Source organism: Acinetobacter lwoffii (assembly GCF_024129355.1).
Taxonomy (GTDB): domain Bacteria; phylum Pseudomonadota; class Gammaproteobacteria; order Pseudomonadales; family Moraxellaceae; genus Acinetobacter; species Acinetobacter lwoffii_I.
This window is the reverse complement of the sequence record NZ_JAMXXP010000013.1, coordinates 35,810-57,834: the sequence shown is the minus strand read 5'-3', so window position 1 is coordinate 57,834 and position 22,025 is coordinate 35,810. Positions and strand designations below refer to the sequence as shown.

Below are 22,025 nucleotides of genomic sequence, written 5' to 3'. Positions count from 1 at the left end.
AAATTTAAAAATATAAGATAAGACAATATGTTAATGATATTTTCTCTTATTGTCCTTGGATTTTCCTAGGTCTATTCTTCCAATAGATTGGAATTAGTTACATCACTTTAACTTCAAGCATCCATGATAAGTGCTGTGCAAAAATGTACTTCATCTTCTAGATATAAGGGTTGAATCTCAGCAGGTTTAAGATAAAACGCTCGACTTATATGCTTCGTGTGTATAGATCTGTGAGGTGACGAATGTGTTCATCTTCAAGTCTTCTACGCAGTAAAGATATGATTCACCTAACGCATAGACAGTGGCAAAAACGCATACATTTGATGCAATTTTGCGCAGCATCATCTTTCAAGAAAAGTTTAAAAGTATTGAAGAGTGTAAAGATTGAACTAAATAGGTCTGATTGAGGCGGAATACGGGCTTAAAGCAAAATTTGCTCTATAGTTGCCTCCTCTAAATTAACTTCTTGAGCTAATCTTTATATAATCATGCGATTCATCTCAAACAAGACTTTCTATGACACCTGCATGCAAACTATTAAAAGCCAATAAAATTGAATACAGCATTCATGAATATGAACATGATGCCAATGCCAAAAGTTTCGGGCTAGAAGCTGCTGAGAAATTGGGGCTTTCGGTGGAAGAAGTCTTTAAAACTTTATTAGTCACGGATGAAAAACAGTATTTTGTTGCCATCTTACCGGTACATCATCAACTCAATCTGAAAAAAGTAGCGCAGGCCGTAGGATGCAAAAAACTTCAGATGGCAGATCCTAAACATGCAGAACGCTTGACCGGTTATCTGGTCGGCGGAATCAGTCCCATTGGTCAAAAGAAACGATTAAAAACGGTGATTGATGCCAGCGCAGAACAGTTGAATACGATCTATGTCAGTGGCGGTAAAAGAGGCTTGGATATCGGAATAAAACCAGCTGATCTTGCCAATGTGCTCAATGCACAGTTTGTCGATGTACTGGATACATAAGATCGAAGTACGATGATCACCTAAATTCATAGAACCTGAAGTGATAGATTTAAAATGGCTGCATATTTTTTGGTCGGAAATAACAGTAAATCATTTTATACGTTTGTATATTAGATAAGTTAAAACACAGCCTGACTGTGTACACAACAAGGAATGAAAACAAAAATATAAATTATGATGCGGAGCATAATGGATGAAAATTCAAAATAAAAAATGGCCACGGTTCTGTCTGACATTATCTGCGATGGCGATGCTATCTGCGTTGCCAAGTGTACAGGCCGCTTCTGCGCCTTCAGCTGTACCTGCCAATTCACAGCAGGTTTTCTTTGTCGGAAATAATTGGGATGGCACGGTAACCGTGATTCGTCCATCGGGTGATTTTGGCAAAATTGGCGTCATTAACATGATTCCTGATCGTAAAGAGCGCCTTAAAGAAATTCACCTGAATCCAATCAAACTGATTGCTTATACTTATATTCAGGCCACAGCCGGTGAAGGCAATGACCAGCTGGTGGATGATATGTACTCGACACCAGATGGACAGTCAGTCGTTGCATCACGCCCAAGTTTCGCCGATGTGGTATCAATTAATATCAAAACCGGCAAGATTAACTGGCGGACGCCTGTAGAAGGCTTCCGTGCTGACCATATGGCGGTATCACCAGATGGGCAACGAGTCGCCGTATCTGCATCTTCAGGAAATGTGGTGCATGTACTGGATATCCATACCGGTAAGGAATTAGGCCGTTTCAGCACTGGCGATAAACCGCATGAAAACATTTACTTCGATGGCGGCAACAAGATCCTGAACTCTGCCATCGGCAATGTTGAAACCTCGATGGATGCACAGTGGCAAGACTTTACTAAAGGTAAGCGTTTTATCACTATCGCAGATGCCAATACGCATCAGGTGATAAGAAAAATCGATTTCAGGCCTGCATTGGATGCATTTGGTCGAAAAGATTTGTCCAACTCAGTACGACCAATGGTATTTAGTAAGGATGAAACCAAACTGTATGCCCAGGTTTCATTTTTTAATGGGCTGATTGAGTACGATCTGAATCAGAACAAGATTAGCCGGATCGGACAGCTGCCTGGCAGTGACAGTATTCCGAAAGACCGGACAAAATGGGTGAATGATTCGCGTCATCATGGCCTATCAATCAGTGCTGATGGTGAAAAGCTCTGTGTCGCCGGTACCATGGATAACTACGCTACGATTGTAGATCGCAAAACACTGACAGCCGGGAAACTGATTTCTGCAGGTAAACCTTATTGGGCAACGCGAAGCCCGGATGGTCGTAGCTGTGTAATTTCAGAAAGTGAAACAGATGTAGTCACAGTGATTGATTTTGCCACAGGCAATAAAGTGCTGAGTGTGCCGGTAGGAAATCATCCACAACGCGTCCGGATTGGATATGCACCAGCAGACTGGTCAACGCCGTAGTCAATCGTCGATGAGCGAAAAAGACAGCTTTTTGATAAAGGCTGTCTTCTTTAGCTGAGGACATAAAAATGAATGATAAAACAATTCTGTTCTATGTAATGCTCGGATTGCTATTGTTTGGGACTTTAGTCGGTATTGGCTATCAGGTACGACAAGAAATCTATCGGACGAATTTTACTGATCAGACCCATTCTGATCCGGTCCTGCCAGCTGAAAAATCGGCAAGCTATATATCTGTTAACTCTCCTGAGAATAGTCAAACTACGAATAAGGAACAGAATGATACGGTTGCAAAGCAAAGCGAATTATCAAAGCAACAAGAACAGTTATATCTGGACTTTACTCAGATCATTAACGCTTTAAGTGAGGGACAACGACCAGATCCTCACCAAGTCAGTTTGTTGATCACTCAGCAGCAAAAACTGGTAGAGGCCCAACTGGTGAGCAAGGCCGAAGCGAAAGCACAAATTGAGTTTCTGATTAAAGTTCTGCCTGAAATGGATCATGAATTGCATCGGGCGTTGCGAGTATTAGAACAAACTCGAACTTGACGAATTAGATCCAGCTGTATCTTTCATTATTCTCAGTCTGAAAATTGCTCTCATAAAAAAAAGCCCAAAAAATGATCTGGGCCTTTAAATACACACTATAGAAAGCTAAGTATCTTTATAAACAATTTGCAGGCTTGGGTACACCAGCCAAACGGCTTAAGTGACGGGCCACCAGACCAGTATTAAACTTTTCTTGAAGCATGGCATTATTGATATCGGCACTGACAGTTTTCATTAAAAATTTAATCAGTGGTCGTGTTGCTGGTGAATGACCAAACTGCTGATAGAACTGACGTACCGCTTGCAGAATTTCAAAATGCCAAGGAGTTAAGCTCAGTTCCAAACTATCGGCCAGCACTTGAGCGACTTCTTCATTCCAGATGGTATAGTCAACCAGATGGCCATCTTGATCCAATTCAAAATTCATATCTAACTCATTTATTATTTCATTGAAATGCAGCGATTAAACTCGAGGCAAAGATCTGCAAAATCCGCATAATTCAAAAGCTTTATCTGATCAGGCAAAGGCTGTACTAATAACTCCGCATCATTTTTCAGTATGTGAATTTTCGGCAAGCTTTGAAGAAATGAATGCTCTAGCAGCAAAACCGCTTCACCCATCAGCACGACCTGATCACCCATTGTATAAGTTTGAGCCAGTTGCTCTAGGATCTGCGCTGTTGCCGAATAGCTGGATTGGATCAGATAAAGTGTGTGATTTGACATTTTTATATCCTTGTTCCTTACCAATACATCACATGATCAAAGCTTTGAATAAATTCAGAATTAAGCTCAATAAATTCGATTTCTTGTTCGCTCTGTGCCACAAATGAGGAATGCTGGTTTTTTTTCTCAATCAGAATCGGAGTGAGATTATAAAACTCGAAACTGTCGACCATATTTGATGCCAGTTTGAATGCATGATGCACCTGGTCAAATTGCAGGTCTGAATGCAGCAAACTGAGGGCAGCACTTTGTAGCAGGACTTTAACTTCTGCGCCAAAAGTTGCCAGGACCATCGTAGCCGATAGGCTTTCATGCACCTGCAGACTGGTCAGATTGGCTTGGGTTAATATAACAAGTACAGATTTCACACAAGATTCCTTGGAAAAGCAACACATTCTAAAAAATGAAACATCTAGAATTGAATGAGACGTTGTGAGGATTGAACAGCATCGGCAAGTTCACCTAAACCGACCAATTCAAAGGCATCTGCCAGATTATGCTGCTGAATATTGTGACGTTGAGCATTGTCCGGATCTGTAATGCCACGCGCCAATGCTGCACTTACACAGACTGGAAGGCGAATCTGTAGCGCTTGCCATGCGTGTGTAAGATGACGTTGATCGTCGGGTACCCATTGCAGTGCATTTGCGACCGATACGCCGTCCTGATAGAAGAATACACGGAATGTTTCCTGTTTATCTTGCAAGGCCTGAGCCAAACCCAGGGCATGCCAGGCATAAATGGAAGTCGGTGCGGAGGTAACAAGAATTAAGGTGCTCATCGAAATTCACTACAGGCTTGATCAATAGCAACAGATTGATCTTGGCTTCATCAGAAAGTAGGTAGTATAAATGATTTTAGTGACGGGTGGATTAGGCTTTTTAGGCTCACATATTGCTTTAAGTCTGTTAGCACAAGGACTAGAGGTCATTGTGGTCGATAATTTGGCCAATGCTAACTTACAGACTCTGGAGCGCCTCGAATTTATTTCTGGTATGTATGTACCTTTTATCAAAATTGATATTCGCAATACGCCAGCATTGAACAAAGTCTTTGAGCAGCATTCGATTCAGGCTGTGGTACATACCGCAAGTTTTAAGTCACTGGAAGAATCAGTATTAAAACCACTTGAATATTATAATGATAATGTCAGCTGTATTATGAGTCTCATGCGTGCCATGCAACGTACCGGAGTGCGTCATCTGGTACATTTATCCAGTCTGGCGGTATATGGACAATCTGGCACAGATTTAAGCGAAGATCTGCCTTTTAACTATATCTATCCGAATCCCTATATCAAATCGCAACAGATGGTTGAGGAAATTATTCGCGATACTGCCAAAACTGACAATGAATGGCGGATTGCAATCCTACGTCTTTCCAATATCGCAGGTGCCTTTGAACACGGTGTACTGGGGGAAGCAGTGCCACCTTTGCCAAAAAATATTTTGCCTTTGGCGATGCAGGTCGCTGCACAGCAACGTGAATATCTGGAATTACGCCGTCAGGCCCATACTGCGGATGGCACAGTAGAACGCAGTTTTCTGCATGTCGCAGACTGTTGTGATGCCGTGATCAAGTCCTTGCAATGGCTGTCACAACAGCAGGAATTAAAATGTGAAGCCTTTAATATTGCTGGTGAATTGATTTCCATACAGGATTTGCTAGATCAACTGGCTGAAGTGACTCAATCTGCAATCAAAACCATGGATGCTTTACCATATCCCCATGCGGAAATGGATCAATTGGGGGCGAACATTGAAAAGGCGCGAAATATTCTACATTGGCAACCTCAGCGATCACTCAGAAAGATGCTTGAGGATGAATGGTTGTTTTATCAGAATATGCTCAGAGGGCAGTAATTAAAAGTATTTAGCTATATTTGATAATAATTATCATTTACATGATTGCTGTGATCGATTACTTTAAATCAATAGATTAAATCATTCATATTGAAATTCCTAAGATTAGTAACAGGCAAGAAGAATTGAGGTTGAACATGCAAACACGTATTGAACATGACACGATGGGAGAAGTGACTGTACCGAGCGAGGCTTTATGGGGCGCTCAGACTCAGCGTAGCTTGCAAAATTTCAAAATTGGAAATGAGCGTTTGCCACGGCCAATGATTCGTGCCATGGGACTCGTCAAAAAAGCTGCGGCCTTAACCAATGCCGAGCTGAACCAGATTTCCCAAGAACTGTCACGCTACATTGTAGATGCGGCAGATGAAGTCATCAGCGGGAAATGGGACAGTCAATTTCCACTGGTGGTCTGGCAAACCGGTTCAGGTACGCAAAGCAATATGAACTGTAATGAGGTGATTGCCAATATTGCCAACCAGAAACTGGGCAATCATTTAGGAGCACAAAAACCGGTTCATCCGAATGATCATGTCAATCGTGCCCAATCTACCAATGATTCATTTCCGACGGCGATTCATGTGGCTGCGAGCTTGCAGATCAATGAACTGTTAATTCCGGCAGTCACACGCTTGCGCAATACTTTATATGCCAAATCTCAGGATTTTGCCGATATTGTAAAAATTGGCCGGACACACCTACAAGATGCTACGCCTTTAACCTTGGGGCAGGAATTCAGCGGTTATGTCTCTCAACTTGATCATGGACTTCTTCGTCTAGAACAGGCCTTAGTTGGCTTATATGAATTGCCATTAGGCGGTACAGCGGTTGGTACCGGTCTAAATGCTCATCCTGATTATGCTGTTCAGTCTGCTAAAGTTCTGGGACAGTCAACTGGATTGCCATTTGTGACTGCGCCAAACAAATTTGAAGCGTTGGCAGGCCGTGATGCTGCGGTATTCGCGTCTGGTGCATTAAAGACTTTAGCGGTTAGTCTGAATAAGATTGCCAATGATATTCGTTGGCTGGCCAGCGGGCCACGTTGTGGTTTTGGTGAATTGCGTATACCTGAAAATGAACCGGGTTCTAGCATCATGCCGGGTAAGGTGAACCCGACGCAAAGTGAAGCGATGACCATGGTCGTGGCGCAAGTTCTCGGCAATGACACCACCATTAACGTGGCAGGTGCATCAGGGAATTTTGAGCTGAATGTGTTTATGCCGGTCATTGCCTATAACCTGCTGCAATCCATCCAGCTTTTAGGCGATGCGTGTAACAGTTTTAATGATCATTGCGCCGTAGGCATTGAGCCGAATCATGAGAAAATTGAACATTTCCTGCATGATTCTTTAATGCTGGTCACAGCATTGAATCCGGTGATTGGTTATGAGAATGCAGCCAAGGTTGCCAAAACAGCCTATAAGGAAGGAAAAACCTTAAAACAGGTGGCTGTTGAACTGGGTTTAGTCACTGCTGAACAGTTTGATGAAGTAGTGCGTCCTGAACAGATGGTCTCACCGAATGCCAAATAAGGGCTGCAGCGCTTTTATTTTCAATCTTTCCGCCTGTTTTATCATGGAATAGTCAGCAGTGGTTTTTATCTCAGGCAGAGTTGCGTACAATAGTGCTAGATGAGATTAACCACTGATGATTGTTTTATGCTTGATATTTATTTAACAGATGTTCAAAGAAAGGTGCAATTCAAGGATTATCCAGGTGAGCATCCTGTTAAATTTATTTTGAATTTCAAAAAGATTTTCCCGAGTGTGATGGAACTTCTTTTACCTGTACTCCCGGATAATGAAAATCTGGAAGAAATGTCTTGGGAATCGACCAGCGAAGATTTTGAGACCTTCCAGATGTTCTTAACCGGATGGGGTATTATCGAACTGCGTTTGAAAGCGATTACCCAGTTTAAAGATAAAGCATTTGCGGATCGTCTGGTTAAACAAGCCCAACAGAAACGCAAAGACTATCAAAAGCAGCAGACTAAACTGACTACAGTTGAACTGGATTATCTGTTTATGCATGAGATGCATGCTCTGATTGATGCAGAACTGGTGGAACTCGGTGAGAAATTCTATTTACCGATTTTACGTGAGCTCTGGAAGACTAAAGTATCTGCTCAGGTGCTGAACGCGAAGTTTTAAATCGGTTTTTTAGCTTTTAATTATAAAATTAATCCTCCAATTTTGGGGGATTAATTTTTATCTGCAAGATGAGGTTTATTTCATGATGTGCTCTCTCTTAGAATAGCCTAAGCAAGATTAAATTTGGTGATTGAAGGTCTTTATTCTTAAAATTTTGATCAATAATAGCGCATGTTGAACCATTGTTTAGCGTCAGGCACTCGCATAGGGCAGTAGTTTTAACGATTGTTCAAAAAATAGATGAAAATGATCATTTTTAGCTAAAAAATATATAAAAATATCAATTAAATAGCCTAGTAATTGAGTCCATTATTTTTTAAGGTATATAGGCTTTATCTCACGTTAAAGCAAAAGCTCCATTGATTAGCTATCCTTCATAAAAATAACTGAAGGTTCAAATTTTCCCGAAGATATATCCCAGGATTTTCAAAAATGTCGAATCAGTTTTTAGATTTAATTACTAAACGCCGTACTATTTATGCCATTGCCAAGAATGTTGAACAATCTCCTGAACATCTAACTGATTTGATTCAGACTGCAATTAAGCAGAGCCCATCTTCTTTCAATTCTCAGTCTTCACGCGCCGTCATTTTATTCAATTCGGAACATGAAAAGTTCTGGGGCTTCGTCGCAGATAAATTAAAAAGCTATGCCAAAGATGAAGAAAGCGCTGCAAGAACCACAGCAAAAATGGCAAGTTTTGCGGCAGGGTTAGGCACTGTTTTATTTTTTGAAGATCAAACAGTTATAGAAGGCTTACAGGAACAATTCCCATCTTATGCTGATAACTTTCCAATCTGGGCAGAGCATTCGACTGCGATCGCGCAATTTGCAACGTGGACAGCATTGCATACAGAAGGTCTGGGCGCATCATTGCAGCACTACAATCCGATCGTGGATGAACAGGTACATGCGGAATGGGACATTCCATCGAACTGGAAGTTGCGTGCACAGTTGGTCTTTGGTTCGATAGAAGGCGAGCCACGTGCCAAAGATTATCTGGCGGATGAAGAGCGCTTTAAAGTCTTCCAATAAGCTGAGATCCATATCTGCGCTTAACACGGTTTAAGGGCAGATATTTTTTAGATCTCGACGAAATCCCAATCAGCTTCATTAAAATTAAGTTAAAATAGCGCGCTAATGAATGATGAGTAAGACCGAATGTCGAAAAACACGCAAAACCTGTCACCGTTACAAGAACTGATCGCAGAGCAAAAGCTACTTTGTGAAGAAGTAGGCTCGGCTTATGTTGAAGTCACGGGGGATGATGTTGTTGCGGTGGCCGTACATACCTTAAAACAGGATCCGATTGTCGGCATCCGTAAAAAGCCTGAAACAGATGAAAATATCAGCTGGTACATTTATGGCGGAGAGCCTTCAAGTGAAGAGGCTTTTGAAACCATGACAGTACGTGAATTACAGGACATCGCACCAGAAGTTTTACCGTATCTGGCTCTGGAAACAGGTTTTCGTTTCATGATTGATGCCGATGATTATGAAGATGTCTGGAAAGAAGAAATCTAAATGCTAAAAAAATCATCTTTCATTTGTGCTGGATTATTATTTGGACTGAATAGCATGGTCTTCGCAGAGCCGCTTTCACAAAGTGCCTATGATGAGTTTATTTCAGCACAGACTAAAATAGTGAATGAAACCAAGCATATTTTAGATGAAGATGATCAAAAGGCAGATGTCCAAACTCAACGCCAGGCTTTCTGTAATCGATTGAAAGCCTATCAGGATATTCAAAAGGTGTCCGAAGAAAATAGTAGTCTGAAGATGGCGCCTACGATGGCCATGATCGCCAAAAGTTTTCTTGAGCGGCAGGATCAAAGTTTGACTCAATCTGGAATGACTACAAACGTATTTTGTAAAAATAGGGATGTAGAATAAATTATAAAATACTTTTCATTCTCGAACGTTTTTCGCAGTAGACTAAAAATAAATAAGTCTGTTTTACAATCAAATTTTATAGATATTAAAACCTGAAAGACCATCTCCCGAATATCATTTAATAAAGAAAATGTTAAGTTAATTTAAATTTATTTTGATGTGAATACCTCATATCCCGGGGATATATCAGCGGTAGTCAAATATATTGATAAGAATAAATGAATAATCTGGATTTTTATAATTTTCTGAAAATGTCTTATATACGTGATGTAATTTCTTGAACAGGATAATTTAAGTAGGATAGCGTGATTGCACGTTTATATTTAAGCTAATAACTTGAACATCCTAAGATATTAAAATAGCCTAAGCAATACATAATTTTAACAACTTTATCAAGAAAGGGAGAGAGGGGAAATTTATAATGTTGATGTTTACTACCTGTAACTCATTTGGACTTAAGACGTATTATTCTAAACAGAATCAAGTGGATTAATAAGCTACTTATGAATAGTCATTTTTTGATAAATAATAAGCAATGAATAATTAAAAACAATATTTTCAAAATTACCTCAGTCTATTTGGGTAATAACAGCGAGTTAGTTTAAGAAACACTCTGACCTAAAAGTGGTTTACATGTTATTAAATCCCAGTTTTAAGATTTTCATTAATTTTATTTAGTCTGCACCACAACTCAACCATCTTCTTTCATATTTATAGATAGCCAAATATCCATCCAGATCTAAAATCGTAATTTTAAATACTTACAAATCGATTATGAATTATTTAGCCTAAGCAAAATATATCCCCATAAAATAGCCTAAGTAAAATTTATATTTAAAAATTTCGCAATTGATTAATTCCCAATATAAATCCATTATAAACACTTAAATAAAGAAAGAAATCACGGAATTCTCAAATGATCCTAAATTATCAACTCCAACACCACGAAACGTCAGTACTATCTCCAATGATTTTTATTCATGGTTTATTCGGTAGTTTAAGTAATTTAGGAATACTAGCTCGATATTTTTCTGAGCAAAGAACCGTGCTTCAAATTGATGTACGCAATCATGGTCTTTCTGGTCATAGTTCAGACTTAAATTATCAGTTCATGGCGGAAGATGTCCTAGAAACTTTATCAAGTTTAAATATTCAAAAGTTTATAGTAATAGGGCATTCTATGGGCGGAAAAATTGCTATGAAATTGGCTGATTTAGCCCGAGTACAAACTGAAAAGTTGGTCGTTCTTGATATTACACCAATCCAATATCATGAGAGTCATCATACTGAGATTTTTAAAGCCTTATTTGCTGTGCAGCAAGCAAATGTTGCTTCACGACTTGAGGCAGCAAAAATTATGCGTGAATACATTCATGAAGAAATGGTAATTCAGTTTTTATTAAAATCCTTTAATAAAGGGCAATGGCTCTTTAATGTTCAAGCTTTATTTGATCATTATCCAGATATTATGGCTTGGGAAAAGGTCGAAAAAGTTAATCAGCCAGCTTTATTTCTTCGTGGCGGTAATTCTTTTTATATCTCAAAACCTGAACATTTTGCGGCAATCAATGAACAATTTTCTCAGGCGAAAATTGAATGCATTGAAAATACAGGACATTGGCTGCATGGTGAAAAGCCAGATGAAGTCATTAAACATATGCAGACTTTTCTAAATTAATTTACGATTTCGCACTCAAGGCTGAAATGTTTGAGTCTGTAATTGTCCTTCATGAATGAGTTGATGCGCCATTTCAGCTGTTTTCTTTAAACCGGGCATACGATATTCAGTATGTCCAAAATCTTTAATGGATTTCCAGCGACCGCCCCAGGTTAAACCCACCGATTCTGCAATCTGGCCAAACAGTTTATAACCACGCATGGCCCATGGATCACGTTCACTAATCACCACCTTGCCATTCCGCTTAAAGGCAATATCCGCGGCCAGACCAAACTGATGATAACTTTGAAAGCCTTTGGCCTTGGTAATATTACTGTTGGTCGCCAAAGAGTTTTGCCTTTCCGGACTTCGATAACCTTCGAGTAAAACCAGCTCATAACCATGCTGTTCGCGCATAATTTTAAAAACCATCAGTAAGCGCTGTTTAAATCGCGGATTCATCTTATGCCATTTACGGTCTGCTGTGCTGATATTTGGATTTATATGAATGTCTTCAATATTCAGATTAAGGCTTTGCGCTGAAATTATAGAATGATTTGCTAAAGATTCTTCTTGTAAGGCTTCGATAATAAGCTGTTCATCAACTTCAGTTGGAGCTGTTAATATTTGCCCATCTAATAATGCATAAATCTGTGGATCAACTTTCCTTAAATATTCAGCTTCAAACCTACTTGCAGTAAGTGGCTGAGTGAAAGCGAACATTAAAATACTGGCAAATAAGCTAAATCCTGAAATCAAAATCCACCATTGCTGCAAATACCATTCAGACTGAAGATGCTCAGGCGATGCCGCCTGATGAAATTTCTGAACAAACTGTTTTGCTTGAGAAAATTGTTGTTTGCTTTGTGAAATCAAATCAAGAAAAAAATCCTGTATTCTTAATCGAAACTCGTAAGACAGCAAGGCTAACATAGCTAAGCTTAATAGAATAAAGCTGCTCAATATAATCAAAATCATCAGTTGAATGATTGATCTAATAATAATTCAAAATTTTTTTTTTATTCATCGATATAAATTTTCCAACGGCGTCATTTTTTAAGTCTTTATTTTTATAAGTGTCGATCATATTTATTTGAAAATTGAGTTAGGGTAAATGAATCGTAATATAGGCTTGTTCAGCAGGCGCGCTAATCAAATTTTGATATTGAGAAAAAACAGCAGCTTGTTCTGTTGACAAGGCATATTTAAAAACCACAAAGCTGATCACGGCAAATAATAATAAAAATATCAGAATCCAGAAAAATGGTAATTCACGATGGATAATATGTCGGATTTGATCTGGAATTGCTGAAAAAGGAGAAAAAGCAACTTTTTTACCCTTGAGATAATCAATCTGATCTCCGATACGAGCAATCAGACTATTTAAATGCTCAATAGATTCAATTCGATATTTTCCATGGAAGCCCAATAAAAGGCAATAATGATATACCTCTAATACTGCCAGACGTTGCTTATCTTTATGGCGTATTTCTTCCAGATTTTCAAAGAAGTGAAAACCTGCAAGTTGTGAGCCAAACAGGATTAACTGTAAAGGACTGATCATCCAAGCATTTTGAAGATCAAAAAATCGCTCATCCTGTTGCGTGACAATTGTTTCATCTACTAAAGCGCAATAGGCATATTTTGCATCTTGAATATCTTCAGCTGAAAATTGCATCTGACGTGCCTGATGTTCAAAACTTTTCAACATCTCCAGAATTTTTTCACGAAAGGCTTCAATATCTGTAGGGAGATAATGATTTTTTAACAGGAAAACAATATAGAAGCCGTCATGCAGTAAATCTACCAGACTATTCGTATAGGTAGGGTAGCTTTCTACAGGTTGCATGGCTGTATAACCGGCCCCGATTTGATCATCATCAAAAAGTGAAGAAAAAAGTGAAGAAGGAGAATTAGCGATTGTATTCATTTTTATTTTATCCATTCATGACAGCAATCAGTTCAACCGTAATATCCTTAAAACCGTTCGGGATATAAACACAAATTGATTCTGAATCCAGCATGCGCTGATACAGTTCATTATTTGGTTCGATCTCGAAATAATGCACACCGGAACGTACTGGAATTGCAGTAGGAACCTGCATGAGGTGCTGGACGGGTACAGCAGGCAAAGCTGCAACCACACGTTGTTCTACATCTATGCTACTGCCGACTTTAAAACGGATCGGAACATAGGCAATCAGATCATGTGCAGGCATAATGCTACTCGATACAGCAAGATATAGCCGGGTATTGCGACTGATCTTGTCAGTCTCCAGACTACCGAGCCAATAGGACGGGCGCGTTTCTTTTAAGCTGATGCTGATATATCGATTCGAAATAATTGTATCGAGTAAATCTCTGAGAATAATATCCAGCTGATTGAAGCTGTCGTATAGATGATGATGCTGATACTGCGGCAATTGATCAATGTCATAGGCTGTTGAAAAGGTAAGTAGGGAACCACTGAGTCTTAAAAGTTCCGCATATAGCCGTTCCGGATGAATTTGTGGATACTGCAAAATATGATTTAAGGTTGCATAAGCAGTATTTAAGGCATTCACCAGCCAGAAAGAGACAATATCCCCAGAACGAAATTCAATCAGTTTCTGTTCGTTTTCACGGTTATTGGATTGAATCGTTTTAATCTTGGCCCGGATGATATTCAAAGTTCGCTTTAAATTGTCTAGCAGATATTCACAGGCCTGAATATGTAAAATTGGAGGAATGAATTTATGATCAAAAATAAAATTTCCAGAACTTTGTCGTTTGATTTGAGCAACCGGAAGATATAAATAACCATCCAGAGGCTGCTGAGGTTCTTGGCCAACTTCAAAAAGTTTAAATTCTGCCCGACGGCGTAACAGGGTGATCTCTGCAGTAGTGGCATCGGTGAATAAATCATGGGTCGAGATTAAATGTGAGTGATAACGACTAGATTGAGTGTTTTCGACATGACTTACATTTTGCTTGTTCGGCTGTAGCATTGGCAAAGCCAAATAAATTTGCATTTCACCACGCAGGTTTAAGGTATCCAGTTGTACAGGTTCTGGTAATAAATCCTGTGCAGGCGCCTGATAAATTTCACCATCTTGCCAGATCATTTCAATTTTACTTAATGCCAATATATGCATATTGAATTGAGCTTCATCAAATTGAATGGACTGGATCCCGTGAGCAAAAGGAAATGTCGCCCGAATCATATGACTCAAGCGTTGCTCATGATAGGCATCCTGTAATTGAAAATGTTGCGGTCTTAAAAATAGACCTTCGCCCCACAGTACTTTTTCTGCTTTAAACATTTTAATATTTACCACTCATTCTTGGATTCATCATTGGCATATATACCCAGTAATTCATGTACGTTTTCGATCGGATTCTCGTTCTTGATTACTTGAGCCAGCCATTCATGTAATGGCATCTGACTCCATTTAATCGTCTTTTGCAGCATGTAGCTCACTGGACTATGCGGTTCATGAGATTGAAAATATCGAGCGATGTCTTGTAATAACTGCATGGCCTGTTGACGGTTGGCCAGATGGTTTTGGGCTTGAGGTCGAAATTCTTGTATATTTTCAGGCGAGGTATTCATCACTATTATTTCAGGTATTTTGAGAGTGCCGAATTGCGGTGTATTTATTTGATCCTGAGATATTGAAGAAATATCAGTTTTATAAATGCGCTTAATACTGGAGAAGATCGATTCAAGTTGAGAATCTATGCTCGCGTAACTCGGTGCATTTAGACCCAGTAAATGATCCAGTGTATTTTTAAGATACAGCCATTGGGTCTGAATCTCGAGAAGAAAACCTTCATTCTGGCTTAAAACTGTTTGAGAAGTTTTCAGCAACGATTGCTCAAAATGCTCCAAATCCTGAACAGTATTATTTTCAGAGTAGTCATCTTGCTGTTGTTTGAGTTTAATATTGCGTTGATGTAAGAATGCCTCATAATCACCTAAATTATAAAAAGGCGCAGAGCTGACCAAAGGCACCTGTTTCATCAGCATTGGCAGTTGCGTAATCAAACCTTGTAATAATCCAAAACGTTGATCAAGATCATCCTCTTCGATTTGAGGATGTAACGTGAACCAGTATCGCTCAAGGCTTTGCTGGGTCAACTCTAATCCTCGAGCAATTCCTTCAAAACCATAGAGATGACTCCAAGCTTCTATAAGCCAGGTATATAGACGGATATCCTTGGTTTTTTCAGTTAATAATTCAATCGTTTTATCATGTACAAGTTGCCAATCGGCCTGTTTCGGTTCCGAGACCCAGTCACCTTGCTCCAATAAAGGATCATCACGAGTTCTGGCCTTGTTAATCACATGAAAATCATTTGAAAATGAATAGTCCACACCGCACGGCTGATCGACTGAAATGTCTTGCAATAAATATTCAAATTCCAGGCTCATCTTTATTCCAATTATTATATTTTATTTGTTTTTATTTTTAGGTTACTTCAACTAGGCAGCATCTGCTTTATTGCTTTTAGAACGTACTTTTTGCGCTATTTTAACTTTCGGATCTACGCTATAAAAAATTTCATCATTCTTGATCTCAATGTGAATCAGTTTAGGAATCTTTCCCTCACTCATGGTTCTCAATATTTCTGTAGCCAAAGCAGGCAATACTGAAGCATTTAAAATATGATCAATATTGCGCGCACCACTATCAACCTCGGTACATCGGCTGAGCAGAAGTTCGAGCAAGTCCCCACTATAAGTGACCTGGGTGACATATTGCTGCTGAATGCGTCGGGTAATTTTCCCCAGTTTATGCTGAATAATCTGGATCAATAGCTCATCGTGTAAAGGATAATAAGGCACAATCTGCATACGCCCTAAAAATGCCGGTTTAAATTGCTGATATAAACTTGGTTTGAGCAGTTCAATTAATCTATTTGCATCCGGCCAGTTTTCGACGGGTTGATTTAAACAGGCCTGCATAATGGCACTAGAACCGACATTTGAAGTTAATAAAATTGTCGTATTTTTAAAATCAATCAGCCGACCTTCGCTATCTTCCAGCATGCCTTTATCAAAGACCTGATAAAATAATTCCTGCACATCAGAATGAGCTTTTTCGATTTCATCCAGTAAAATCACACTATAAGGATTACGACGCACTGCTTCAGTCAACACACCACCTTGACCATAACCGACATAACCTGGAGGAGCACCTTTTAACGAAGACACGGTATGTGCTTCCTGATATTCCGATATATTGATCGTGATCAGATGCGACTCACCTCCATACAATTCTTGAGCCAAGGCCAGGGCAGTTTCAGTTTTTCCCACACCGCTTGGACCAAGCAATAAAAATACACCTTGTGGTTTGTTCGGATCATCCAGTTTTGCTTTAGATGTTTTAATACCTTGGACCAGTTGATGCAAAGCAAAGTCCTGACCCATCACACGCTGCGATAATTTATCTTGGAGTTTTAAGACCTGTCGGATTTCATCATTCATCATTTTACCGACTGGAATTCCGGTCCAGTCAGAAATGATCTGATGAATCATAGGGACTGTTACACGCTCGAACACAAGTGGGTGATCAGCCTGAATCTGGGTCAAACGCTGCTGTAATACTTTAATTTTATTTTTATTTTCAATTTTTTTGGATTGAACCTGTAATAATTTTATTTCCTGAACCAGTTGAAGTTCTTGCTGCCATTGCAGGCTTATCTGAGAAATTTCTTGTTCCAAATTTGAAATATTTTCTGATAATTCAATTAAACGTGTCTGATGACACGGAAAATTTTGATGCTCCTGATTTAAAATCTCATGTTCAAGCCGAAGATTATGCAGCTGTGCCTGTAACTGGTCTAACTTTGCAGGTTGTGCATTTTGGCTCAAAGCAACTCGTGCCGCGGCTGTATCTAATACACTAATGGCCTTATCCGGTAATTTCCGTCCACTGATATAACGATGCGAGTTACGTACCGCAGCAGCAATTGCTGCATCATCAATCTGCAACTGAAAATGCTGAGTCATGACCGGAATCATGGCACGCAACATATCGATGGCGACTTCCTCAGTAGGTTCTTCTACCTTCACTACCTGAAAACGGCGGCTAAGCGCAGCATCTTTTTCAAAGTATTGTTTGTACTCCGCCCAAGTAGTAGCGGCGATAGTACGCAGTTCTCCTCGTGCCAAAGCTGGTTTTAACAGATTGGCGGCATCATTCTGACCAGCCTGACCACCTGCACCAATCAGCGTATGGGCTTCATCAATAAACAGGATAATAGGATAACTGCAGGACTGAACTTCTTGAATGATTTGCTTCAGGCGATTCTCAAACTCGCCTTTTACACTGGCACCTGCTTGTAATAAGCCCAGATCCAATACATGAAGTTCTACATTTTTGAGTACATCAGGTACCTGATCATTCACAATTTTCAGGGCCAATCCTTCTACTACAGCAGTCTTACCGACTCCCGGATCGCCGGTAAGTATGGGATTGTTCTGATGACGGCGCATCAGAATATCCAGCATCAAACGGATTTCAAACTCACGACCGATCACCGGGTCGATTTGGCCTTGGCGTGCTTTTTCAGTCAGATTAATGGTGTATTGATCGAGTGCCAGTGTTTTATTTAATTTTAGCTGTGCGTTAGGTGAATCTTCTTTTACCTTAGTAAGCTGAGCATAGCTCGGGTTTTCAATACTCTGCTCGCAGAGCTCCAAAAAATGATGTTTGAGATGATCAATTGGAAATAGCTCAAATAAAGTAGAAGCACGAATCGTCATTTGATATAGATCAGGTGCAGTGAGCAGGGCAACCAGTAAATGTCCGCTGCGGATCATCGGATTCTGTTCTGCTGAAGCCAAAAGCCAGGCATGTTCTAATGCACGAATAATGGATTTGGCAAAGATAGGCGTACGAGAATTGCCTTTAGTCATTTGCTGAATGCTCTGATTCAGATCATGGGTGAGATCATCTTCGGAAATTTTATACTTTTTGAGCAATAATTTGAGATCGTTCAGGTCTGGCTGCTGTAGCAATTCTAAGAGAAAATGCTCAATTTCGATTTCATGATTTCGCTGTTTGATGCAGAAATTCGCTGATTTCTCAAGGCATAGGCGTGCATGCTCAGATAATTTTGTAATCAAAATTTTTAAATTACTCATATTTTTCTCTCTTAGAATATACAGCCTGATGTTTTTGGAATTTATAGCTATATATTTGTTATTATTAGGTTTATTTTTATTTATTTAAGTTTTTCTATGAGCAATCAAGATATATTGGCTCAAGATTTTTGGCATATTCTACTCAAGTCTATCCAAATGTCTGCATTCATTGGTCGGAATCTTACCATTTTAAAAATTACATAAAATAATTTAACAAAAACGCATTTATGTATTGACTTCCTGTGATAATTTTTTGTTAAATCCGCAACTAGATTTTTGAATTATAAAAATAGAAAAATAAATTTTGATTATAAAAATATAAAACAATAACCAAAAATTGAGGCTTATTTTGAAAAATAATCTAGGTTTTATTGTATTGCTCATCTCAGGGATGGCGCAGCTATGTTTTGCTCAAACCCATGCAGCAGAATTAAAAAAATCATGTATCAAGAGCTATCCACAAGCAAAAAATGATACTGATTCAACTATCATTGATTTATACCAGCAGTTATGCGACAAGACAGCAAGAAAAAATATGCATCTGCAGCAGCAATTGTCTACCCAAATTGCCAAACGCTATGTTGAAGTCGGTGATCATCTGAAAGCGCTCAATTTAATCGAGCAATTACATCAGCAAAATTACATTCATCAGAATTTAACTGATCTGAAATTCCTGGCAGGGATCGGGATCTCTTCCCAAAGCCTAGAACAGATGCGTAGTACAGAAGTCCGTGCCTTAAATGACTTTACCTACCCACAGGCCAAATCGCTGACTGAACATATTTATCTGGCACAGCCTGTAGCAAAATTTTCTGAATCTGCATCAACGACGGCGCGGAATTCAAAAGTAAAAAATACTAAAAATAAACCAAATAACCCAGTAAAACAAAGCCTAAGTCAAAACAAAAATAAAGTATCGAAAAGCAATCTAAAAAATAATACGGCTGCTATCAGTAATAAAAAAACAGAAAGTATCAGTACACGAACCCACACTCCTAGTACTAATCCATTTGGATCATTAAATAATAATTAATAAGGAAAATCATGATGGCTAAACGTGAAAGTGTACAAAAAAAATTACAGCGTATTCGACCACCACGGGTGCAATTGACCTACGATGTTGAGGTAGGTGATGGCCGTGAAGTCAAAGAGTTACCTTTTGTAGTGGGAGTTTTGGGAGATTTTTCAGCAGCGTCTGAACTTGAAAAAACCAAGCTCAAAGATAAAAAATTTATCAATGTAGACTTGGAAAATATTGATGAGGTGATGCAGTCTCTGGCGCCTCGTGCCAGTTTTCAGGTGGAAAATAGTTTGACTGAAGAGAGTGGTAAAATATCAGTAGATTTGGTTTTTAATGCAATGGATGATTTTCGGCCAGAACAGGTAGTCCAACAAGTCGAACCTTTGCGAAAACTGGTAGAAGCACGAGAACGTTTAACTGATTTACGCAATAAAATATCCAATAATGAACGTCTAGAAGATTTACTGGATGATATTTTAAAAAATACCGACCAAATCCGTAAAATGAGTATGGAGGCAGACAATGAATCACTCTAATGATGCAACTACCACGAATGTTGCTATTGAAGAATACTCAATTCTGGACTCTATTGTTGAACGTAGTCGAATTGCGCGTAATGAAGAAGAACATGATCGGGCCAAAAGTTTGATTGGTGAGTTGGCCAAGGAAGTCATGGCCGGTACCGTTATAGTTTCAGACAATATGACCTTGGCTTTAGATAAACGCATTGCAGAAATTGATGCGCTTATTTCTACCCAGCTGAGCAAGATCATGCATCACGAGCAGTTTCAAAAAGTTGAGTCCACCTGGCGAGGGCTGTATTACTTTTGTCAGGAAACGCCATCACACTCTTTAATTAAAATTCGTATGTTGAATACGACCAAAAAAGAATTGATTAAAGATTTTCAAAGTGCCAGCGACTTTGATCAAAGTACTCTATTTAAAAAAATCTATGAAGAAGAATATGGTTCATTTGGCGGTGCGCCTTATGCGACCCTCATTGGTGACTTTGAGTTTGATCGCACACCTTCAGACCTGTATTTGCTCGAGCAGATTTCACATGTAGCATCAGCGGCACATGCACCGTTTCTCTCAGCTGCAAGTCCTTCCATGTTCGGATTGGAAACTTTTACTGATATTGATCGCCCACGCGATGTTTCTAAAATTTTTGAAACAGCTGAATATGTGCAATGGCGTTCATTCCGGGAAAGTGATGATGCTCGTTATCTGGCATTGACTATTCCACGAGTATTAGGCCGTTTACCTTATCATCCTAAAGATGGCAATACGACAGCAGGCTTTAACTATGTAGAAGAAGTTTCAGGTGAAAATCATAATGAATACCTGTGGATGAATGCTGCTTATGCTTTGGGGACGCGTTTAACCAATGCCTTTGATATGCATGGCTGGTGTGCTGCGATTCGTGGGGTTGAGGGTGGCGGTTTGGTCGAAGGTCTGCCAGTGCATACCTTTAAAACCAATGATGGAGAAATCATATTTAAGTGCCCGACTGAAATTGCGATTACGGACCGTCGTGAAAAAGAACTCAGTGATCTTGGCTTTATTCCATTAGTACATTGTAAAAATACCGATTATGCCGCGTTCTTCGGTGCCCAATCTATCCAAAAACCAAAGAAATATGATAACGATATTGCCAATGCCAATTCCGCATTATCCAGTCAGATACAGTACATTATGGCAGTCTCGCGAATCGCTCATTATTTAAAAGCAATGATGCGAGATAAGGTGGGAAGTTTTACATCTGCAGGAAATGTCGAAGCATTTCTAAACGACTGGCTGTCTCAATATGTACTTTTGGATGATGGCGCTTCACAGGAAGCCAAAGCACAGTATCCACTGCGTGAAGCTTCGATAAAAGTTGTAGAAAATCCGGCTGAACCTGGACATTACAAATCTGTGGTCTTTTTGAGACCGCATTTTCAGTTAGACGAGTTGTCTGTATCTTTACGACTGGTCACTGAGTTACCGCAGTCGAGTCATTAAGACCGCTGCTAAAATTATAAGAATATTTATAACAACAGGAAAATTATTAAAATGAAAGACATTTACATCCAGTTTCGTGGCAAATATAAAGTTGATGGTGAATCTCGTGATTCAGAACATAAAAGCTGGCTAGAAGCAAATTCCTGGTCGCACAACATTCGTCAGCCAAAATCTGCCACATCTTCCAGTGTAGGCGGTCATACCGCAGAACGAGTTGAACATTCCGACATGATTTTTATGAAAGATCTGGATGCAACCAGCCCAAAACTTTGGGAAGCTTGTTCGGCAGGTTATACCTTCGATGAGGTACAAATCGATTTTTATCGTGCTAATGGTGATAAACGCGTTAAATACCTGCAAATTAAATTAAAACATGTGCTGGTTTCTCAGGTCACTCCGACAGTAAATCAAGAAGGCGTTCCAACAGAAGCTTTTGGTTTGAAATATGCAGCAGTTGAGTGGACGTATAATCAGCAAGATATTAATGGTACACAAAAGGGTGCCGTGACCAAGAAATGGTCATTATCAAATAATACTGCTTCTTATGCAGCGTAATTTGACCTTTTTTAGAGGCTGGTCTTGATCAGCCTCTCTGATA

General features: G+C 39.4%; 23 protein-coding genes. 14 read left to right on the top strand and 9 right to left on the bottom strand.

Annotated features, from left to right (window positions below; all coding sequences use genetic code 11):
- Positions 1-516: 516 nt before the first annotated feature.
- From ybaK to NI468_RS08530, 3 genes are all read left to right on the top strand, one after another.
- On the top strand, positions 517-984 hold the full coding sequence (ybaK, locus tag NI468_RS08540) for a Cys-tRNA(Pro) deacylase (RefSeq protein WP_004280203.1): 468 nt from the start codon (positions 517-519) through the stop codon (positions 982-984).
- Positions 985-1,177: 193 nt separating this feature from the next.
- Entirely contained in the window at positions 1,178-2,431 is a 1,254-nt protein-coding gene (locus NI468_RS08535) for a YncE family protein (RefSeq protein WP_253101352.1), read from the top strand.
- 68 nt (positions 2,432-2,499) lie between these two features.
- On the top strand, positions 2,500-2,982 hold the full coding sequence (locus NI468_RS08530) for a hypothetical protein (RefSeq protein ID WP_253101350.1): 483 nt from the start codon (positions 2,500-2,502) through the stop codon (positions 2,980-2,982).
- A 115-nt stretch (positions 2,983-3,097) separates the two neighbouring features.
- Here NI468_RS08530 and NI468_RS08525 read toward each other — a convergent pair whose 3' ends face one another.
- From NI468_RS08525 to tusD, 4 genes are read right to left on the bottom strand one after another with little or no spacing between them, the layout of a single operon-like run.
- On the bottom strand, positions 3,098-3,409 hold the full coding sequence (locus NI468_RS08525; protein ID WP_253101347.1) for a TusE/DsrC/DsvC family sulfur relay protein: 312 nt from the start codon (positions 3,407-3,409) through the stop codon (positions 3,098-3,100).
- Between the two features lie 14 nt (positions 3,410-3,423).
- Complete coding sequence (locus NI468_RS08520) at positions 3,424-3,708, bottom strand: DsrH/TusB family sulfur metabolism protein (RefSeq protein WP_004646886.1); 285 nt, start codon at positions 3,706-3,708, stop codon at positions 3,424-3,426.
- Positions 3,709-3,725: 17 nt separating this feature from the next.
- Positions 3,726-4,076, bottom strand: a complete 351-nt coding sequence (locus NI468_RS08515; RefSeq protein ID WP_253101344.1) for a hypothetical protein — start codon at positions 4,074-4,076, stop codon at positions 3,726-3,728.
- 44 nt (positions 4,077-4,120) lie between these two features.
- Positions 4,121-4,489: a sulfurtransferase complex subunit TusD gene (tusD, locus tag NI468_RS08510; RefSeq protein ID WP_253101341.1), complete on the bottom strand. Its 369-nt coding sequence runs from the start codon at positions 4,487-4,489 to the stop codon at positions 4,121-4,123.
- 70 nt (positions 4,490-4,559) lie between these two features.
- On the opposite strand from tusD, the gene NI468_RS08505 reads away from it, so the two are divergent.
- The 7 genes from NI468_RS08505 to NI468_RS08475 all read left to right on the top strand — a co-directional run bounded on the left by NI468_RS08505 (position 4,560) and on the right by NI468_RS08475 (position 11,291).
- Complete coding sequence (locus NI468_RS08505) at positions 4,560-5,570, top strand: NAD-dependent epimerase/dehydratase family protein (RefSeq protein WP_005246486.1); 1,011 nt, start codon at positions 4,560-4,562, stop codon at positions 5,568-5,570.
- Between the two features lie 137 nt (positions 5,571-5,707).
- Positions 5,708-7,102, top strand: coding sequence for a class II fumarate hydratase (fumC, locus tag NI468_RS08500; protein ID WP_253101338.1), 1,395 nt, complete (start codon positions 5,708-5,710; stop codon positions 7,100-7,102).
- 126 nt (positions 7,103-7,228) lie between these two features.
- Complete coding sequence (locus NI468_RS08495) at positions 7,229-7,720, top strand: hypothetical protein (protein WP_253101335.1); 492 nt, start codon at positions 7,229-7,231, stop codon at positions 7,718-7,720.
- Positions 7,721-8,152: 432 nt separating this feature from the next.
- A complete protein-coding gene (locus NI468_RS08490; protein ID WP_005107029.1) occupies positions 8,153-8,755 on the top strand; it encodes a nitroreductase family protein in 603 nt (200 codons plus the stop codon).
- Between the two features lie 126 nt (positions 8,756-8,881).
- Positions 8,882-9,244, top strand: coding sequence for an immunity protein Imm33 domain-containing protein (locus NI468_RS08485; RefSeq protein WP_005107027.1), 363 nt, complete (start codon positions 8,882-8,884; stop codon positions 9,242-9,244).
- Positions 9,245-9,613, top strand: coding sequence for a hypothetical protein (locus tag NI468_RS08480; RefSeq protein WP_071851340.1), 369 nt, complete (start codon positions 9,245-9,247; stop codon positions 9,611-9,613).
- A 916-nt stretch (positions 9,614-10,529) separates the two neighbouring features.
- Positions 10,530-11,291: an alpha/beta fold hydrolase gene (locus NI468_RS08475; RefSeq protein WP_004280222.1), complete on the top strand. Its 762-nt coding sequence runs from the start codon at positions 10,530-10,532 to the stop codon at positions 11,289-11,291.
- 15 nt (positions 11,292-11,306) lie between these two features.
- Here the strand turns inward: NI468_RS08475 and NI468_RS08470 are convergent, their stop codons facing one another.
- The 5 genes from NI468_RS08470 to tssH all read right to left on the bottom strand — a co-directional run bounded on the left by NI468_RS08470 (position 11,307) and on the right by tssH (position 18,402).
- On the bottom strand, positions 11,307-12,248 hold the full coding sequence (locus NI468_RS08470; RefSeq protein WP_253101332.1) for a M15 family metallopeptidase: 942 nt from the start codon (positions 12,246-12,248) through the stop codon (positions 11,307-11,309).
- Positions 12,249-12,375: 127 nt separating this feature from the next.
- Complete coding sequence (icmH, locus tag NI468_RS08465; protein WP_253101329.1) at positions 12,376-13,200, bottom strand: type IVB secretion system protein IcmH/DotU; 825 nt, start codon at positions 13,198-13,200, stop codon at positions 12,376-12,378.
- 7 nt (positions 13,201-13,207) lie between these two features.
- Positions 13,208-14,572, bottom strand: a complete 1,365-nt coding sequence (gene tssK, locus NI468_RS08460) for a type VI secretion system baseplate subunit TssK (protein ID WP_253101326.1) — start codon at positions 14,570-14,572, stop codon at positions 13,208-13,210.
- A gap of 8 nt (positions 14,573-14,580) precedes the next feature.
- Positions 14,581-15,684: a type VI secretion system protein TssA gene (tssA, locus tag NI468_RS08455; RefSeq protein WP_253101323.1), complete on the bottom strand. Its 1,104-nt coding sequence runs from the start codon at positions 15,682-15,684 to the stop codon at positions 14,581-14,583.
- Positions 15,685-15,735: 51 nt separating this feature from the next.
- A complete protein-coding gene (tssH, locus tag NI468_RS08450) occupies positions 15,736-18,402 on the bottom strand; it encodes a type VI secretion system ATPase TssH (RefSeq protein ID WP_253101321.1) in 2,667 nt (888 codons plus the stop codon).
- A gap of 349 nt (positions 18,403-18,751) precedes the next feature.
- Here tssH and NI468_RS08445 point away from each other — a divergent pair, with 349 nt between their 5' ends.
- The 4 genes from NI468_RS08445 to NI468_RS08430 are packed head-to-tail and all read left to right on the top strand — an operon-like array spanning position 18,752 to position 21,982.
- A complete protein-coding gene (locus NI468_RS08445) occupies positions 18,752-19,435 on the top strand; it encodes a hypothetical protein (protein WP_005107019.1) in 684 nt (227 codons plus the stop codon).
- 14 nt (positions 19,436-19,449) lie between these two features.
- Positions 19,450-19,959 carry a type VI secretion system contractile sheath small subunit gene (gene tssB, locus NI468_RS08440; protein ID WP_180087331.1) on the top strand — a complete coding sequence of 170 codons (510 nt, stop codon included), beginning with the start codon at positions 19,450-19,452 and terminating at the stop codon, positions 19,957-19,959.
- Positions 19,946-21,427 carry a type VI secretion system contractile sheath large subunit gene (gene tssC / locus NI468_RS08435; protein ID WP_253101318.1) on the top strand — a complete coding sequence of 494 codons (1,482 nt, stop codon included), beginning with the start codon at positions 19,946-19,948 and terminating at the stop codon, positions 21,425-21,427. Before tssB ends, tssC begins: the two co-directional genes overlap by 14 nt.
- A gap of 51 nt (positions 21,428-21,478) precedes the next feature.
- Positions 21,479-21,982 (top strand): Hcp family type VI secretion system effector, encoded by a 504-nt coding sequence (locus NI468_RS08430; RefSeq protein WP_005107016.1) that lies wholly within the window; start codon positions 21,479-21,481, stop codon positions 21,980-21,982.
- Positions 21,983-22,025 lie beyond the last annotated feature (43 nt).

Coding starts and splice junctions, on each gene's coding strand:
- NI468_RS08495 (WP_253101335.1), top strand. CDS start 7,229: ATGCTTGATATTTATTTAACAGATGTTCAAAGAAAGGTGCAATTCAAG.
- NI468_RS08430 (WP_005107016.1), top strand. CDS start 21,479: ATGAAAGACATTTACATCCAGTTTCGTGGCAAATATAAAGTTGATGGT.
- NI468_RS08485 (WP_005107027.1), top strand. CDS start 8,882: ATGTCGAAAAACACGCAAAACCTGTCACCGTTACAAGAACTGATCGCA.
- fumC (WP_253101338.1), top strand. CDS start 5,708: ATGCAAACACGTATTGAACATGACACGATGGGAGAAGTGACTGTACCG.
- NI468_RS08470 (WP_253101332.1), bottom strand. CDS start 12,248: ATGATTTTGATTATATTGAGCAGCTTTATTCTATTAAGCTTAGCTATG.
- NI468_RS08480 (WP_071851340.1), top strand. CDS start 9,245: ATGCTAAAAAAATCATCTTTCATTTGTGCTGGATTATTATTTGGACTG.
- tssC (WP_253101318.1), top strand. CDS start 19,946: ATGAATCACTCTAATGATGCAACTACCACGAATGTTGCTATTGAAGAA.
- NI468_RS08490 (WP_005107029.1), top strand. CDS start 8,153: ATGTCGAATCAGTTTTTAGATTTAATTACTAAACGCCGTACTATTTAT.
- tssK (WP_253101326.1), bottom strand. CDS start 14,572: ATGTTTAAAGCAGAAAAAGTACTGTGGGGCGAAGGTCTATTTTTAAGA.
- icmH (WP_253101329.1), bottom strand. CDS start 13,200: ATGAATACAATCGCTAATTCTCCTTCTTCACTTTTTTCTTCACTTTTT.
- tssB (WP_180087331.1), top strand. CDS start 19,450: ATGGCTAAACGTGAAAGTGTACAAAAAAAATTACAGCGTATTCGACCA.
- NI468_RS08525 (WP_253101347.1), bottom strand. CDS start 3,409: ATGAATTTTGAATTGGATCAAGATGGCCATCTGGTTGACTATACCATC.
- NI468_RS08530 (WP_253101350.1), top strand. CDS start 2,500: ATGAATGATAAAACAATTCTGTTCTATGTAATGCTCGGATTGCTATTG.
- NI468_RS08535 (WP_253101352.1), top strand. CDS start 1,178: ATGAAAATTCAAAATAAAAAATGGCCACGGTTCTGTCTGACATTATCT.
- NI468_RS08520 (WP_004646886.1), bottom strand. CDS start 3,708: ATGTCAAATCACACACTTTATCTGATCCAATCCAGCTATTCGGCAACA.
- ybaK (WP_004280203.1), top strand. CDS start 517: ATGACACCTGCATGCAAACTATTAAAAGCCAATAAAATTGAATACAGC.
- tssA (WP_253101323.1), bottom strand. CDS start 15,684: ATGAGCCTGGAATTTGAATATTTATTGCAAGACATTTCAGTCGATCAG.
- tssH (WP_253101321.1), bottom strand. CDS start 18,402: ATGAGTAATTTAAAAATTTTGATTACAAAATTATCTGAGCATGCACGC.
- NI468_RS08505 (WP_005246486.1), top strand. CDS start 4,560: ATGATTTTAGTGACGGGTGGATTAGGCTTTTTAGGCTCACATATTGCT.
- NI468_RS08475 (WP_004280222.1), top strand. CDS start 10,530: ATGATCCTAAATTATCAACTCCAACACCACGAAACGTCAGTACTATCT.
- tusD (WP_253101341.1), bottom strand. CDS start 4,489: ATGAGCACCTTAATTCTTGTTACCTCCGCACCGACTTCCATTTATGCC.